Here is a 15419-nt window from a genome sequence, read left to right as displayed (position 1 = left end):
AGTAAAAATATAATAATTTAAGCAATTGGATGGAAGATGTAACTTGCGATCCATAGTTCAACATAAATGGATGGTGAATAGCGGGATTTGCCCATTATTTACCCTGTATTTGCTGAGTAAAGTCAGCGCATGTCGCAGTGAATTTTCGCGTTGTTTTCAGCGGATTTCGATTATTATGCGGGCTGTGACTTTGTAATCATTTTTGATTTGGATAGGTTTATGAAACTTGCTTCTTCTTTATTGTTGGTCGTGTCTAGCGTATTCGCGCATTCTGCATTTGCTCAAGCTACTGCAAGCGCCACTACCGACGCCACTGCAGCCAGCACACCGCAAACGACCGCGCCCGCGCCATTACATCTGACCAAGTTGGGTATTATTGATAATGTGATTGGTACCGGTGATGAGGTTGTGAACGGCGCTATCGTCGAAGTGCATTACACAGGTTGGTTGTACAACCATAAAGCATGGAATTTACGAGGCGCACAATTCGATACTTCACGCGATAGCGGAACCCCTTTACAAGTGATGGTGGGCGCTAAGCAAGTGATTCGTGGTTGGGATATGGGATTATTAGGAATGAAAGTCGGTGGCAAACGCACATTGATGATCCCAGCTTACCTTGGTTATAGCACGCAAGGTTCTGGCAATATTCCACCGAATACGCATTTGGTTTTTGAAGTCGAACTTGTTTCACTCAAAAAATAGAAAACGATGGCACGCAGTTTACAAGGCAAGACTTTAGAAGCGATCTTGACCGAATTGCTTGAGGTGTATGGCTGGGATGGCTTGGCACATAGAATCGCGATTCAATGCTTTATCAACGATCCTAGCATTAAATCTAGCCTAAAATTTTTGCGCAAAACAGCTTGGGCTAGAGCAAAACTTGAGATGCTGTATTTGAGTTTGCCTGACTAATCGAGCTGTGATTCGTTCAAAATTGACAGTGACTTAAGCTGCGCCCATACTTTACCTACTAGTTGGCAGACCACTTTAATCGCAGTAAAAAAGGAATTCGTATGACCCTTCGTATCATCGCCACAGGTGGCACATTTGATAAACATTATGATGAATTGGCTGGTAAGCTGACTTTTCATGAAAGTCATTTGCCTGAGGTATTAAAACGTGCGCGCTTGACAGTCCCGGTTGAATTGGAAGTGCGTCCTTTAATTGATTCGCTCGATATGGTTGATCAAGATCGCAAAGAAATTCTAGCATCTTGCGAAAAGTCACCAGAGAAGGCGATTGTGATTATTCATGGTACCGATACCATGCGCGAAACTGCTCACGTGTTAGGTGCGGCAAAGCTTGATAAGGTGATCGTATTTACAGGTGCGATGATTCCTTATGGCGTAACGAATTCAGATGCATTTTTTAATCTTGGTTTCGCTTGTGCTGCCGCTCAGCTCATGCCTGCTGGTGTGTATGTGGCGATGAACGGTCAAGTTTTCCCTTGGGATAATGTGAAAAAAGATCGTAGTGTCGGCGTGTTTGTTCCTAACTAATTCGACCTTAGGCGAGACAGTGGAGGTCTACAGTGGCGTTGTTTTACACGTGCTTCGTCATCAACTTGCACTGTTTTGCAAACGCATTACCTATCATTTTAATTTCTAGAAGCCGATCATGAAACGCTTACTCTCCATTCTATTCTGCTGCAGCTTGTTCATACTTGCTGGTTGTCAAAAAAATGTACAAGTGCGTTTCGATTCGGTGTATTTCTTCCAAACAGAAGAAGATTTACAAAAGAAGAAAATTAATCTCGAACAGTTATCTCAATACACCAGAAATTTACAGACCCAAGTCGCCAAAGTGATGCAAAAAGGGCAGACCACGCCGGGTAATGGTTATGTGGTGGTGGCCGTGCGATCTGACCAAGAAGTGGCAGTGTGGTTAGATATGGAACCTGTGCTGCATGAATACTACGATTACGAAATCGTCGAGGCGATCAAAAAAATGCGTCCATTTGATGTCGATACTGGCATCGTCGTGTTCGCGATAAAGATGGCTATTGATACCCCAAAACACACCACCAAAGCGATTCCAGAACCAAAAGACTGGATAGACGCGAAGAAAAAAGTTGGTGATCCGAACGACGTTGAACAAGTCGTGCTGTCGATTTGGCCGGAAGAGTAGGTTTTTGGTCGCATTACTTTCTCTGTTGGCTTTCACTAATGTCGAACCTATCAATTATTCAAAGACTCGAAATGTCATTAGCCTCTTATGAGCGCGATGAAGTCACGCGTGATGATTTCGTACAATTCTTATCCAGTAGCATTCTTGCACTAGAAGGTGTGCCAGACAGTGTCCGTCATGAGCTACGTAATTATCAAAAAGAAATTGAGATAGAAGGCTATCTTGAGGATGAAGAGTTCGAAGCAAACACAATTGAGGTAAAAGAGAGTCTTGCAATCTGGCTTAAATCGTTGAAATTGAAGTATTGTGGTGGAAATTGCTAACATTGCATTCGAAAATGGCGTTTGCTTGGGCGTTTTCAAACTTCTACTTATCTATCAGCGCGCCTTTTAATTCAACGTATTAACCCATGCACATCCAAAAAGTTTTATATCTTGGCTATGTATGGCCAGAGCCGAATTCGTCTGCGGCTGGCAGTCGAACTATGGCGTTTTTACGTTTGTTTCGTGCGCAAAATTGGCAAGTCATATTCGCCTCAGTTGCGGCACTGTCACCGCATCGTGCTGATCTCTCTGCATTGCAGATCGAAGAAAAACAGTTAGCGCTTAATTGCGATAGTTTCGATCAATTTGTGCGTGATTATCAACCTGATTTGGTGGTATTTGATCGCTTCTTTACTGAGGAACAATTTGCTTGGCGGGTCGAGCGTCAAGTACCAAATGCCTTACGCTTACTAGATACTTGCGATTTGCATAGCTTGCGCGAAGCACGCCATCAATTATTAAAGCAGGCTTTGCAAGCGCACCCAAATGAGCGCGAAAGACAAGCGGTATTGCAGCCCAGCTCTGATCGTGCAAGCTTGGTACAGCAAATGGCGCAAAGTGACTTGGCCTTACGTGAAATTGCGGCGATTTATCGCTGTGATCTGAGTTTAATGATTTCGCGATTTGAAACTGAATTATTGCGTGATGCTTTTGCTTTACCGAGTTATCTATTATGCGAAAACAATTTGATGCTGACAGTAAGGACTGGAAGCACGTCTGACTTTCAGCATCGACAAGGGTTTGTCAGTATTGGTAATTTCCGGCACGCGCCAAATTGGGATGCGGTGCTGTATTTGAAGCAAGCGGTGTGGCCGCGCTTGCGTGCCAAAATGGCTGATGCACAAATTGATGTGTATGGCTCGTATCCACCGCCTAAGGCAATTGCCCTGCATCAGCCTGAGCAAGGTTTCTATGTGCGGGGTTGGGCAGATGATGCGCAACAAGTGATGGCAGCAGCGCGCGTGTGTCTTGCACCGATTCGTTTTGGTGCGGGAATTAAAGGTAAATTGGCGGACGCGATGGCTGCTGGAACACCCAGTGTAACGACGCCTATTGGTGCGGAATCGATGCATGGTGATTTGCACTGGGGTGGCGCGATCGCTGATCACTTAGATGATTTTGTGGACGCCGCAATTCGACTAGCGAGCGATCAGTCGGAATGGCGATTGGCGCAACAACGTGGACAACAAATCTTGCAACAGCACTTTGATTACGATACCGCGGCAAGCGATTTTATTGGCGCTATTCTGCAAGCACGTGAACAACAGGCAGTGCGACGATTACAAAACTTCACTGGTGCGATGTTACGACATCACAGTATGAAAAGTACCCAGTATATGTCGCAGTGGATACAACTAAAAAATCAAGGCACGACATCCGACCCGGCATGAATTTATTCGTCCGGATCTGGTGCGGTTAATAAGAATTGATGATCGCTAGAATCGCCAGCGAGTAAGGCATCTAAACCTTCGATAGGAATCGGTTTAGAGTATAAATAACCTTGGAAGGTCAGGCAGTTATGATCGATCAAGAAGCGTCTTTGCGCGACAGTTTCGACACCTTCGGCAATTACATCCAACCCGAGATTTAAGCCCAAAGAAATAATCGCCCGCACAATCGTCGCATCGTTTTCATCATCATTCAAATCACGTACAAACGATTGATCAATTTTTAATTGATTGAGCGGCAGTTTTTGCAGATAGGCGAGCGAAGAATAGCCAGTGCCAAAGTCATCCATAGAAAAGGCGATACCGAGTTTTTTCAATTGCTGCATTTTCTCGGTGGTCGCATCGACATTATCCAGAATCGTACTTTCAGTGAGTTCGATTTTGAGTCGGCTAGGATTGATATTGTGTAGACGCACGATCTCTGTCACGGTTTCGACAAAATTACTTTGTTGGAACTGTTTTGCACTGACGTTAACAGCCAAACTTAAATGCGCGGTTTTCGGATTGCGACCCCATTTTTTCAATTGATTACAGGCAGTTTCTAACACCCAGGTACCGATAGGAATAATCAAACCAGTTTGTTCTGCTACTGGAATAAATTCCAAAGGGGAGATAAAACCGCGATCAGGATGTATCCAACGCAATAAGGCTTCTGCGCCAATTACATTGCCATCCGCATCGACCTGAATTTGGTAATACAACTGAAATTGTTCTAGCGCTAACGCCACGCGTAGATTTGATTCCAACATCATTTTGACGACTAACACTGCTTGCATCGCTGGATCGAAGAAGCGGACGGCATTCCGCCCAGAAGTTTTGGCCTCGTACATCGCGGTATCGGCGCGTTTGAACAGGTCTTTGACTGTGACATCGCCACCTTGGAATAGGCAGACGCCGATACTTCCTGCACCGTGATGAATAAAATCAGTGATTTGGTAAGGCTCGTTAAGCAAGAGACGAATTTTTTCTGCGATCTTATCCGCTTGCATCACCGCTTCATTGCGATCATGGCTAAGTGCCTGTAGCACCACCACAAACTCATCACCGCCAAGGCGTGCCACGGTATCACTTTCGCGCACACAAGTTTGTAAGCGCTGCGCAGCTTCGACTAATAAGAGATCACCAGCGTCATGGCCACGCGTGTCATTCAGTGTTTTAAAGTTGTCGAGATCGATGAATAAAATAGCGCTATACGATTCGTCGCGCTGATTGATCGCGATCAAATGCTGCAACCTATCCATTAAGAGACGACGATTTGGCAGATGCGTGAGCGGGTCATAAAACGCTAAATTCAGAATCTCATCTTCATAGCCTTTATGCCGACTGATATCGGTGAACGAACCAATGTAATTGGTAATCATGCCGCTATCATTGGCAATTGCAGTCAAGGTAATCATCTGCGGAAAGGTATCGCCATCTTTGCGCGCAGCCCACAACTCGCCTTGCCAGAATCGATGTTGATCTAGGGATTGGTAAATTTTGTTGAAGAATTCTTCGTCTTGCTGCGGCGTGACCAACATCGGAAGAGGTTTATCCACCAATTCATGCATATCGAATCCGGTAATGCGTGCGTAGGCTTGGTTGATGCGCAATACGCGCCAATAATTATCGGTAACGAAAATTCCTTCCTGTGATTCAAACGTAATCGCCGCAACGCGCAGATCTTGTTCGGCAATTTTACGTTCAGTGATATCGCTAATGAAGCAGTGCCATAGCGTACTGCCTTCTGCACTTTCTAGTTCTGGTAATGCATCTAGAAACAACCAACGAATACTGCCGTCACGACGCTGATAGCGAAACTCCATTTGATACGGGCTTAAATGCTTGGTTGCATATTCGTGATTTTGTAGAAAAGTTTTTTTGTCGGCGCTATCGATGCGGGTCACTAAAATTGATGCGTTTAGGCGGATTTCTTCGACACTTAGCTCAAACATGGTTTCTATTGCATCACTTGCATACAGGATAGAAGTCGTGCGATCGCGGTGAATCCGGTATTGCATGACCACGCCAGGTAAGCGCGAAGCGACTTTATTAATTCGATCAAACGAATCTTTTAACTCATTACTAGCTTGCGTTCGCTCAGATTGCAGCGCATTGATGAGTAGTGCGGTCATCGACATGGTGCCGATGTATAGCCAAATAATGATCGAGCTTTCGGTCGGATCGAGTGATTGAAATGGTCCACGCCCATTGTAGGTGGCGATGATGGCAAAAGCGCATGAACCCAATACAGTAATTGCGGTGAACAAGTTGCCAAGCCGAATTGCGGCCCAGATCATGACCGCCATCGCAATAAAAGTCAGCTGTAATGGGCTATTTTTCGTTAAAAAAATCAACCAATGTGAAACCGCAAAAAAGCAAACAAAGATTAAGGATTCCTCGTAAATCAGCTTGGTTCGGATGCCACCGCGATGTAATGCAAATAATAGCGGTGCCAGTAATAAGATACCCGCCATATCTCCAGCCCACCAACTGATCCAAGCGAATTTTGGTTGTTCAAAATTGCCGGAGTGCCATAAGATAAAACAGCCCAGGCTAGCGGAGATGCTCATGCCAATTGCGCTACCGACAAAAAAGCGCAAGACATCTTCGCGGCGCGGAAAATGTACGGAAAAGTGTTTTTTGTTCAAATACCAAGCGATGGCTGCAGGTGCGAGGGTGTTCCCCAGCGCCATCACCGAAGAACCATAAAGCGCTACGTCAGTGATTACATTTAAACTGAGTGCAGCCAAAAAAATAGGAATACACATCACGAATCCCCAGCGCAATAGCGCGACCAGTGCAATCCCACTGGGTAGCCAGATCAAGGTCAGGTTCGGGGTCATGAAGGGAAAGTTTAGGCTAATGCCACCAGCCAAGAAAAAGGCACAAAAAACCAAAAATAGACGCAGGCTGAAATGCAGGCGGCTAATATTGGCTTGAGTGTTTTGAAAAACTTGTGGTGGCATTATGCAGTTTTATTAAACTTAGAATAACCTCTGCATTATGCGCGAAAGCGTCGTCAAAAAACATTCCTTATGGCAAATTTTTGTCAATTTAAGACGTTGTGGAGCAATCCACTTTTTATGTTGCAGATTGTCCAAACAATTAGAAAATCGGATCATTTTTAGGAGAGCCGACAGCAAGGAGATCCTTCTGGCAAGATGAATGATAGCTCCGCTGTAATAGCACACAAACACCCCAATTAACTTTGCAAATGACGACTTTGGCGTTTTGGGCTCGCTTTATGATGCGCGGCATCGTTGCTTGGTGCCTTTGCTGTGATTGGTCGATTTTCTGAGCGCAAGACTTCGGGACTTTGCTTGTGTTTGGCATCGCCAGCGTAATCTTTACCTATCATCGTTAATGCTTCTTGCTGTGGCATGCCACGTTCTTGAGTCAGCCATTGCGTGACCAGATTAGCGAGGCGGTCTAAGGCAATTTTGTGGGTTGCGTCGGTCTTGGCATAAATCCAGTCGGATAGCGCCATAAAATTTTTAAATGGCGCATCCGCTAAAATGACTGGCAAAGTGTGACTAAAACGACCAGAATTGGCGATTAAGTCCCAGTAACGTGCAAAACGGACTAATTTTTGCATCTCGGCAAATGGCACATCTTTATTCGCCAAAATAGTGTAGGGCGGGTAAGGATCAAAGCGCATGCCGAACTCTTCGGTGTGACGAATAATCGGCGTACCGCGTAGTCGCTTCAAAATACCAAATTGAATTTCATGCGGCCCTAATGCATACAGTTGATTAAAACCTGTAGCGAAACTGTCTACCGTCTCGCCCGGTAAGCCAGCAATCAAATCTACATGCAAATGGGCTCTTGAGTGTTGGCATAACCATTGAATGTTTTCTGCCGCCTTGGCATTGTCTTGCTTACGGCTGATACGGCTTTGTACTTCTGGGTTGAAACTTTGAATACCGATTTCAAATTGCAAACTGCCGTCTGGAAATTGTTGTATGCCTGCTTTGAGCGCGTCTGGCAAGTGATCTGGTACTACTTCAAAGTGGGCAAATACCGGATCGTCTGGGTTGGCTTCGAGTTTGTCGAGGAAAAACTGCATAATCTTTAAACTGGTTTTGATGTTCAGATTAAAGGTGCGATCAACAAACTTAAATAAACGTGCGCCTCGTGCATGCAGCTTTTCCATCTCTGCTAAGAAGCGGTCGATATCAAAAGGCCAAGCGGTTTTATCGAGTGCGGATAGACAAAATTCACATTTAAAAGGACATCCGCGCGAGGCTTCAACATACAGCGTGCGAGTTTGTATGTCTTTGTCGGTGTAATAATCGTATGGTAATTGCAATTCATCAAGCTTGGCTTGTACCCCAGCGTGAATTTTCATTAAAGGTTTAGGTCCATACAGGATCTGTTGGCAGAGTGCGGCAAAACTGATATCGCCCCAGCCAGTAATCACATAATCCGCTAAGCCAACAATTGTTTGCTCTTGCGTTTCGTATGAGACTTCAGGGCCGCCCAACACAATAATCACTTCAGGCGCAACGCGCTTTATCAACGCCACTAAGCGCGTGGTCTCTTCGACATTCCAGATGTACACACCAAAGCCAATAATTAACTTTTCATCCGCACGTTGCCAGCTCAATAAGCGTTCCAATAAGTCGGTTGTTTTGGCACCGATTACGAATTCTTGTAGATGGGTTTGCGATTGCAACTCTCCCATATTCGCATACAGGTAACGCAAGCCCATCGAAGCGTGAGCATAGCGGGCGTTTAAGGTGGACAGCAGGATGGTCATAAATTAATTACATTGCGAGGCGGTGAATAGCATTAGTAGCATGAATAGCGTTGAAGGCGAATCTCGCCACCCTCAGGGCTTTCAGGAAGGCCACATTGTACGCTGGCAAGCCGTTTCTGGCGTGATGCAGACCCAATTCTTGATTGGCATTGCTACAAAATATATTCGCCAGCGCATTTTGTGTCTTCGACCCCGTGTTTCTGCATTTCGTCGCAAGTTGATGGAAAGCGCAAATGATGCTGGCTATAGTTCAACCATCGACGCAGGTCGAACCAAGTAAAAACCTAAATTAATCTGACAAATCTCAATAAAGGAGTATAAAAAATGAAAACGACATTTACGACTAAAGTCATTATCGCAACGGTATCTAGTTTTGTAGTAATGGGCTCGGTACATGGCTTTCAAGCGAAACAAAGCGAAGCAGTTAAAGTGAACAATCTAAAGACACAACAAGTAACAGTGTCAGCAAAACGCATGAGCCCTGAAGAAAAATTGGCATTTGATTTGCAATCGACTGGCATGCAAACAGTCATCATTAGTGCAAAACGTTTGACTGCGGAACAAAAATTAGCAATGGACGCACAAGATCGTGCATGGCAAACAGCATCCAAAAGTAAAGCGAATTTGAAGGGCTAATCTTGAGGGGCTATTGCATGATGATCGTGTTCAAACCAAGAGTGTGCCTTGTTTGAATCGACTTGGTAGTTGGCGTGAAAATTGACTGTACCAAGTTTTATTACACCAGTTTATTCGGTACGCTTCACATTCTTCATTCACACTCTTTATTTACAATCTTCATATAGCGTGTACAAATCAAAGTCTTTTTTCAGTTAAGTTGGAAATGACTGAACAAAATCGAGAAGACTTTGATTTATACGTGCATAAAAATTCAGTATAAAAAACATGAATCGCCAGATTCCTCTGGCTGTTATCCTTAGTCTAGGATTCAAAGATCTGGCAATAATTCCGCGCCAAATATGCGGTGACGACCATGTTCTTTGGCTTTATATAATTGCGTATCCGCTAAACTAATCAAACCATTTGCGCTGCCATGTGCTTTTTCTGGCTTGCAACCAATACCAAGGCTGACCGTCACAAACGGTGCGACCGAGGAGGTGGCGTGCTCGATTTGTAAATTGATGACATCTTTGCGTATGGTTTCTGCCAGCTGCATCGCGCCAGCGAATCCCGTGTCGGGAAGTAGGCAAACAAATTCTTCACCGCCATAGCGCGCAATATTGTCACTAGATCGCATTAGACTGGTCTTTAAGGTTTTGGCGACGCGGCGCAAACAATCGTCGCCAGCTTGATGGCCATAGTGATCATTAAAGCGCTTGAAGAAATCAACATCGAGCATCACCAAACTGAGTGCGGTTTGATTTCGAATGGCGCGTCCCATTTCTGCATTGACGCGCTCGTCAAAGAATCGTCGATTGTGTACTCCAGTTAAACCATCGAGATAAGCCCAACTGCGTAGTAAGTCGGACTGCGCTTTTAATATTAAGTGAGTCTTAATGCGGGCGCGCACGATACGCGGATTGATAGGCTTAGAAATAAAATCAACCGCGCCTAGATCAAGACCTTTTTCTTCGGCAGATTCGTCAGTTTGTGCGGTGATAAATATCACCGGAATGTCGCGTGTGATGGAATCGGCTTTCAGTCGTTGGCACACTTGATAGCCATCCATTTCTGGCATGATCAAATCCAGTAAAACTAAATCAGGCTGCTTCGATGCACATAAAGCTAAGGCTTGCGCACCACTGGTCGCCATCAATACTTGATAGTCATGCGACAAGATCTGATACAACACCTGAATATTCGCTGCTTGGTCGTCCACAACGAGTAGTCGTGGTTTGGTCGGCAAAGGAAATAAGTCCTCACTTGGATGCGGCGGTTGATAGGTATTTGCAGTCACTTGGGGAGCCCTTCTAGCAGTTCATTACTGAGCGTTTGTGCAAGCTTAAAATCAAGCATGGAAATAGCGCTTTCGATTGGTCGTAATTGTGAGCCAAGCTGTTTTTCAAATCCTTTTTGTAAATCAAGGATAGTTTCGGTGGCAGCCATGTCTGCGTTATCGAGTTGTTCTATCAACTCCAGTAAATTACGTCGGAACCTCACTGGATCAAATTCCTTGTCAGTATCATTGATTGATTGATCGGTAGCGGTCGGTGATTTGATGGCCTCATTACGTTGCGCCAAATAACGTGCCAATTCCGCGAGTTGTAACTCAAGATCATGAATTAGTTCACAGGTTTCTTGTATGCATAGACGCGCGCTTGCTACTTGCTTCTCTTGATGTGTTTGCGCGAGTTTTTTCTCGATTTCTGCAAATATCTTCGCATGGCCATTGGCGCCCAAGGTTCCAGACATGCCTTTGACAGTGTGCAGATGGCGCAGCGCGGTGTTGATGTGATCAGGCATACAGCTCTGTAACTGTTCCGGCAAGTTTTGTAGATCTTTACGGAACATGTCTAGCATGCGTAAATAGACGTCGGTTCGACCACCAATGCGGTTCAGTGCTGGATAGATATCGAATCCGAGCTGTTTTGCTGTAGTGGTTAACTCTAGGTCTTCCGGTATCGTTAAATTGCTGTGGTCACGATTGACTTCATCGTCGTGCGATGTGTGCCGCAAAATAACTTGAATCAAATTTTGTAAATCAAATGGTTTGCCTACGTGATCATTTAAACCAGCCTCTAAACAAGCGATGCGATCTGATTCCATGACATTGGCTGACATCGCAATGATGGGTAAATTACTACGTCGCATTTCACCACGAATTTTCCGGGTCGCCGTGAAGCCATCCATCACAGGCATCTGTAAATCCATTAAAACCAAATCGAACGGACGTCGTTCGCTAGAAATAATTTCAATCGCTTCTAAACCATGCTGCGCGAGCATTACTAGTGCGCCTTCCGCCTCTAATAATTCGCGTGCAACTTGTTGATTATTTAGATTGTCTTCAACCAACAGAATGCGTAAATCTTGTAAGGGCTTGATCGCTTCGTTTGTTATGCTGTCGCTTTGTTCATCGACCCCGCGCAAGTTGTCAGCAAGTTTGCGCGCATTGACGGGTTTGAACAGAACGCGATCAAACAGTAATTGATCTTTGAGCGATGCGCGTTGGAATAAACCCCGCTCGGTTTCTCGCAGCAACAGCAGCATGGTTTGTGACGCGGCATGCGCAATGGCGCGGATCTCGCGAATCACACTCCAACCATCGGCTTCAATACTGTCCCAATCAATCAAAATCGCTTGGTAATTCTTAGGCTCATTGCGTAATGCTTCGAGTGCCGCTTGACTACTGTCGACAAAATCAGTGGTATAGGAGAGCTCTTGGCACGCGGCTTTTAAGTGTTCGCGCACAAATAAGTTGGCTTCTGCGATTAACAAATGGCGCGATGCGTTTATGTCTTGTTGATCCGCTTGACCTTGTTGGTTCTCTGCAATCGGCAACTGAATTTTAAAATGGAAGCAGGATCCCTCACCAATTGTACTTTCTACTTCTAAGCTACCACCCATCATTTCTACCAAGCCTTGGCTAATCGCAATGCCCAAACCTGAGCCGCCAAAACGACGTGTCGTTGAGGCTTCGGCTTGCGTAAAGCCGGTAAAAATTTTCTGATGATTTTCTGGTGCGATGCCTATACCAGTGTCCTTCACTAAGAAGTGTAGATGAACACTCTCGGCAGACTTTTCCAATACACGAATTGCGATCACAACTTCACCTTGCTCAGTGAACTTGACCGCATTGCTACCCAGATTCGTCAGGACTTGTCGCAAACGCATGGCATCACCGACCAAACGCGCTGGAACTTGCGGATCAATATCAAACAGAATATCGACCGGTTTATTGTTGAGATTCATGAACAATAAATCGGACAGCTCTAGCAATAGCTGATCTAGTTTGAAAGGATGTGGGTCGAGTGTCATTTTGCCGGCTTCAACTTTAGAAATATCTAAAATATCATTCAGCAAATTAAGCAAAGAACGTGCCGCACCTTCGGTTTTGCTAGCGTAATCATTCTGTTGCGGTGATAGTGGGGTTTTACGTAGCAAACTGAGCATGCCCAAAATCGCGTTCATCGGTGTGCGAATTTCATGGCTCATGTTCGCTAGGAAAGCCGATTTCGCTTGATTGGCGTCGTCAGCCGCTTGTTTAGCTAGCCGTAAGGCTTCTTCCGCTTGATATTGCAAAGTGATGTCACGATTGATGCCAGTGACTAAAATAGGTGTGCCATGCTCGTCGCGCTCGATGCCGCCAGCCGATTGTATGTAACGAATCCCCTTGCTTGGGCTAATGATACGAAATATTGGGCTATAACTTTGATTCCCTGCAATCGCCGCTGCGAGGTGGGCCTCAGTTTCTGCTAAATCGTCGGGATGGACCTTGGCACGCCAGAAGTCATAGAATAATTTGCTCTTCCTGAGATTGTGTGGAATTTCATAAATATCAAACATTCTGTCATTGAAAACCAGCTCATCGGTACGTAGATCACGGCTCCAAATGCCAAGCTCAGCAATTTCTGCCGCCTTGGTAAGCTGATCGCGAACAGCTAACAGTAGTTGCGTACTTTTCTGTAACTCTGCCTCGGCTTTTTTACGCTCGGTGATATCCATCTGCGTACCAGAGACCCACTCAGGTTTTCCGTCGGTTGTGTAAGACGAAATTCTGCCGCGCGTCAGTACCCAAATCCAGTTGCCATTTTTATGCTTTAAGCGGTTTTCACATTCGTAATAAGAAAGTCTATGCGCAAAATGTTTTTGCATCAGGGCTTTGGCTTTTTGCAGATCGTCGGGGTGTGTTAAGTTGTCCCAAGTCTGTACAGTTGGCGTTCCTAATTCATTTAATTCATAGCCAATTTGATCAGCCCAGCGCTCATTCAGGCGCATCTCGCCTGTGACCACATTCCATTCCCAAGTGCCGACATTGGTACCTTCAATAATATGCGCCAAGGCAGATCGTTGATTGGCTAAGCGGCTAGCCGCTTTCTTACTAGCAGTGATATCGGTACGGATAGAAATGTACTTTTCGATTTGTCCTTTTTCATTTTTGAAGGGGGCGATAAACGTATCGACCCAATACAAACTACCAGTTTTGGTGCGATTGCAAACTTCGCCACGCCAAGGTGTGCCGGTGGAAATCGTGCGCCACATATTCGAGAGGAAGTCGGGCGACTGCACGCCGGTTGCGACGATTTTGTGATTACCTTCTAAAATTTCTTCACGTGTGTAGCCACTAATACGGCAGTAAGCTTGATTGACTTCGACGATGCGACCTTCATGATTGGCGATAGACACAATCGCATGCATATTTAAGGTGCTGAGTAAGGCATCGCTGTCGCGTAATGCGGCTTGTAGACGTTGTTCTGCCAATTTATTATTGGTCACATCGGTGCAAATCGCGATGTATTTTTCGATCACGCCATTGGTATTTCTAAATGGGGCAATAAAGGTATCGACCCAGTACAGTCTTTGGTCGCGTGCGCGATTACAAACCTCACCGCGCCACGGCGTTCCGTTAGAAATATCACGCCAGATATCTGACCAAAACGCGTTATCGTGTTCTTTCGAACTGATAATTCGATGATTTTGACCAATTAAGGCTTCGCGGCTGTAGCCGCTAGTTCGACAAAACGCTTCATTGACATCAATAATTTCACCGCTCGCATCGGTTACAGAAACGATTGCATGCATGTTTAGAGTGCTGAGTAAGGCATCTTTGTCGCGTTCTGCGGCATCGAGCTTTTTCTGTATTTGCTCATTGAAGCTAAGCTGCATCTTCAATAAGGAAGCGAGCAAAGTACTGATTAGACTCATCGCAATGAAGAATGCGATTGGTATGGTTCTATGTAAGTTCGATTCAAATAGTGGGGTGCTGACGATGGTCAACTTAAAATCACGTTTATGAAAGGTGATCACGCGCGTGCTAGAGAACATCGCTTTTTTTATCTGTACGCTATTTTCTTTGGCGTCTGATGTATCAGTTTGCTTGTTCACTGCATTCTTACTCAGAAAGCGCGTGATCTCTGAGCCATTAAACGCCGCTGTGTTTTCTAGTTGAAATTGCACGATGTCGTTGTCGACATCGGCAATTGACGACATTAGTTCTTCTAGAAAAATGGGGGCATAGACGACACCGATTACGCTCGTTTGCCGTGTCTCTACGCTATCGTGGACAGAGGCGTTCTGGTATACCGGTACAAATAACAAAAGACTGGCTTTTTTCTCAGCTTTTGGTGGTGCATAAATTAAGGAACTGATGCTCGGCGAACCAGAATTGATGGCAGCTTCAATCGCATCGCGACGTCGACGATCAGAACCAAAATCGGTTCCTGGAACGAAATGATTGCGATATGGCGATTCAAAATACTTTGCTAGATAGCGGGTATCGGTCTCGTTCGGATCAAATTCTTGTAGTTTGAAGTCACTTCTGCCATTGCGTTGTTGTTGACTTAGGTAGTTATCTACCTCAGATTTTTTTACTTTCTCAATAAAACCAAAGCCGCGTACGCCTGGGTACTCAGTGCCGAGATCATGTGTTTTAATGGCGGCACTAAATTCTGCCGCGCTTAGTTGTTGATTGACGCCAAATAGACTTTTAATTCCATTTAAACCAAATATCGGAGTTGAAAATCGTTGCTCGATTTCGTTGGTGAGCCGCTCAGCCTTATTCTTAAACTCATTTTCGAGCTTATTTTTTTCGTTATGGTTTAGCCACCATGTGCCTGCGATTGCAAAGCACATGCCTAGAAAAAAGATGGCAGTGGGGAGATA

General features: G+C 45.1%; 12 protein-coding genes. 8 read left to right on the top strand and 4 right to left on the bottom strand.

The annotated features are described in order from the left end of the window. Positions 1–219 precede the first annotated feature (219 nt). From KDM92_RS03940 to KDM92_RS03915, 6 genes are all read left to right on the top strand, one after another. Positions 220–705 (top strand): FKBP-type peptidyl-prolyl cis-trans isomerase, encoded by a 486-nt coding sequence (locus KDM92_RS03940; protein ID WP_212683105.1) that lies wholly within the window; start codon positions 220–222, stop codon positions 703–705. A 6-nt stretch (positions 706–711) separates the two neighbouring features. Continuing rightward, positions 712–915, top strand: a complete 204-nt coding sequence (locus KDM92_RS03935; protein ID WP_212683104.1) for a VF530 family protein — start codon at positions 712–714, stop codon at positions 913–915. A 101-nt stretch (positions 916–1016) separates the two neighbouring features. Further along, positions 1017–1502, top strand: a complete 486-nt coding sequence (locus tag KDM92_RS03930; protein ID WP_189345446.1) for an asparaginase domain-containing protein — start codon at positions 1017–1019, stop codon at positions 1500–1502. 118 nt (positions 1503–1620) lie between these two features. Then, entirely contained in the window at positions 1621–2130 is a 510-nt protein-coding gene (locus tag KDM92_RS03925; protein ID WP_189345447.1) for a hypothetical protein, read from the top strand. Positions 2131–2201: 71 nt separating this feature from the next. After that, positions 2202–2453, top strand: a complete 252-nt coding sequence (locus tag KDM92_RS03920) for a hypothetical protein (protein ID WP_189345448.1) — start codon at positions 2202–2204, stop codon at positions 2451–2453. 86 nt (positions 2454–2539) lie between these two features. Next, on the top strand, positions 2540–3844 hold the full coding sequence (locus tag KDM92_RS03915; protein WP_212683103.1) for a glycosyltransferase: 1305 nt from the start codon (positions 2540–2542) through the stop codon (positions 3842–3844). A 2-nt stretch (positions 3845–3846) separates the two neighbouring features. On the opposite strand, the gene KDM92_RS03910 is transcribed toward KDM92_RS03915, so the two are convergent. Continuing rightward, positions 3847–6849, bottom strand: coding sequence for a bifunctional diguanylate cyclase/phosphodiesterase (locus KDM92_RS03910; RefSeq protein ID WP_212683102.1), 3003 nt, complete (start codon positions 6847–6849; stop codon positions 3847–3849). A 236-nt stretch (positions 6850–7085) separates the two neighbouring features. Beyond that, a complete protein-coding gene (locus tag KDM92_RS03905) occupies positions 7086–8642 on the bottom strand; it encodes a B12-binding domain-containing radical SAM protein (RefSeq protein ID WP_212683101.1) in 1557 nt (518 codons plus the stop codon). A gap of 40 nt (positions 8643–8682) precedes the next feature. Between KDM92_RS03905 and KDM92_RS03900 the strand changes: the two genes are divergently transcribed. Both KDM92_RS03900 and KDM92_RS03895 read left to right on the top strand, forming a co-directional pair. Continuing rightward, the gene (locus KDM92_RS03900; protein ID WP_212683100.1) at positions 8683–8922 is read left to right on the top strand and encodes a hypothetical protein; all 240 of its coding nucleotides are present in this window, start codon (positions 8683–8685) and stop codon (positions 8920–8922) included. 44 nt (positions 8923–8966) lie between these two features. Next, positions 8967–9278 carry a hypothetical protein gene (locus tag KDM92_RS03895; RefSeq protein ID WP_212683099.1) on the top strand — a complete coding sequence of 104 codons (312 nt, stop codon included), beginning with the start codon at positions 8967–8969 and terminating at the stop codon, positions 9276–9278. A gap of 310 nt (positions 9279–9588) precedes the next feature. On the opposite strand, the gene KDM92_RS03890 is transcribed toward KDM92_RS03895, so the two are convergent. After that, a complete protein-coding gene (locus tag KDM92_RS03890; protein ID WP_329603124.1) occupies positions 9589–10557 on the bottom strand; it encodes a diguanylate cyclase in 969 nt (322 codons plus the stop codon). After that, the gene (locus KDM92_RS03885) at positions 10554–15389 is read right to left on the bottom strand and encodes a PAS domain-containing protein (RefSeq protein ID WP_212683098.1); all 4836 of its coding nucleotides are present in this window, start codon (positions 15387–15389) and stop codon (positions 10554–10556) included. Before KDM92_RS03885 ends, KDM92_RS03890 begins: the two co-directional genes overlap by 4 nt. Positions 15390–15419 lie beyond the last annotated feature (30 nt).

The organism is Affinundibacterium baiyunense (genome assembly GCF_018139645.1).
GTDB classification, from domain to species: domain Bacteria; phylum Pseudomonadota; class Gammaproteobacteria; order Burkholderiales; family Burkholderiaceae_D; genus Undibacterium; species Undibacterium baiyunense.
The sequence above is the reverse complement of the archived record's forward strand: the minus strand, read 5'-3'. Positions and strand labels throughout refer to the sequence as shown.

Bases quoted from the DNA above. Each gene is read 5' to 3' on its own strand.
- KDM92_RS03940 (WP_212683105.1), top strand. From the start codon at position 220: ATGAAACTTGCTTCTTCTTTATTGTTGGTCGTGTCTAGCGTATTCGCG.
- KDM92_RS03935 (WP_212683104.1), top strand. From the start codon at position 712: ATGGCACGCAGTTTACAAGGCAAGACTTTAGAAGCGATCTTGACCGAA.
- KDM92_RS03930 (WP_189345446.1), top strand. From the start codon at position 1,017: ATGACCCTTCGTATCATCGCCACAGGTGGCACATTTGATAAACATTAT.
- KDM92_RS03925 (WP_189345447.1), top strand. From the start codon at position 1,621: ATGAAACGCTTACTCTCCATTCTATTCTGCTGCAGCTTGTTCATACTT.
- KDM92_RS03920 (WP_189345448.1), top strand. From the start codon at position 2,202: ATGTCATTAGCCTCTTATGAGCGCGATGAAGTCACGCGTGATGATTTC.
- KDM92_RS03915 (WP_212683103.1), top strand. From the start codon at position 2,540: ATGCACATCCAAAAAGTTTTATATCTTGGCTATGTATGGCCAGAGCCG.
- KDM92_RS03910 (WP_212683102.1), bottom strand. From the start codon at position 6,849: ATGCCACCACAAGTTTTTCAAAACACTCAAGCCAATATTAGCCGCCTG.
- KDM92_RS03905 (WP_212683101.1), bottom strand. From the start codon at position 8,642: ATGACCATCCTGCTGTCCACCTTAAACGCCCGCTATGCTCACGCTTCG.
- KDM92_RS03900 (WP_212683100.1), top strand. From the start codon at position 8,683: ATGAATAGCGTTGAAGGCGAATCTCGCCACCCTCAGGGCTTTCAGGAA.
- KDM92_RS03895 (WP_212683099.1), top strand. From the start codon at position 8,967: ATGAAAACGACATTTACGACTAAAGTCATTATCGCAACGGTATCTAGT.
- KDM92_RS03885 (WP_212683098.1), bottom strand. From the start codon at position 15,389: ATGTGCTTTGCAATCGCAGGCACATGGTGGCTAAACCATAACGAAAAA.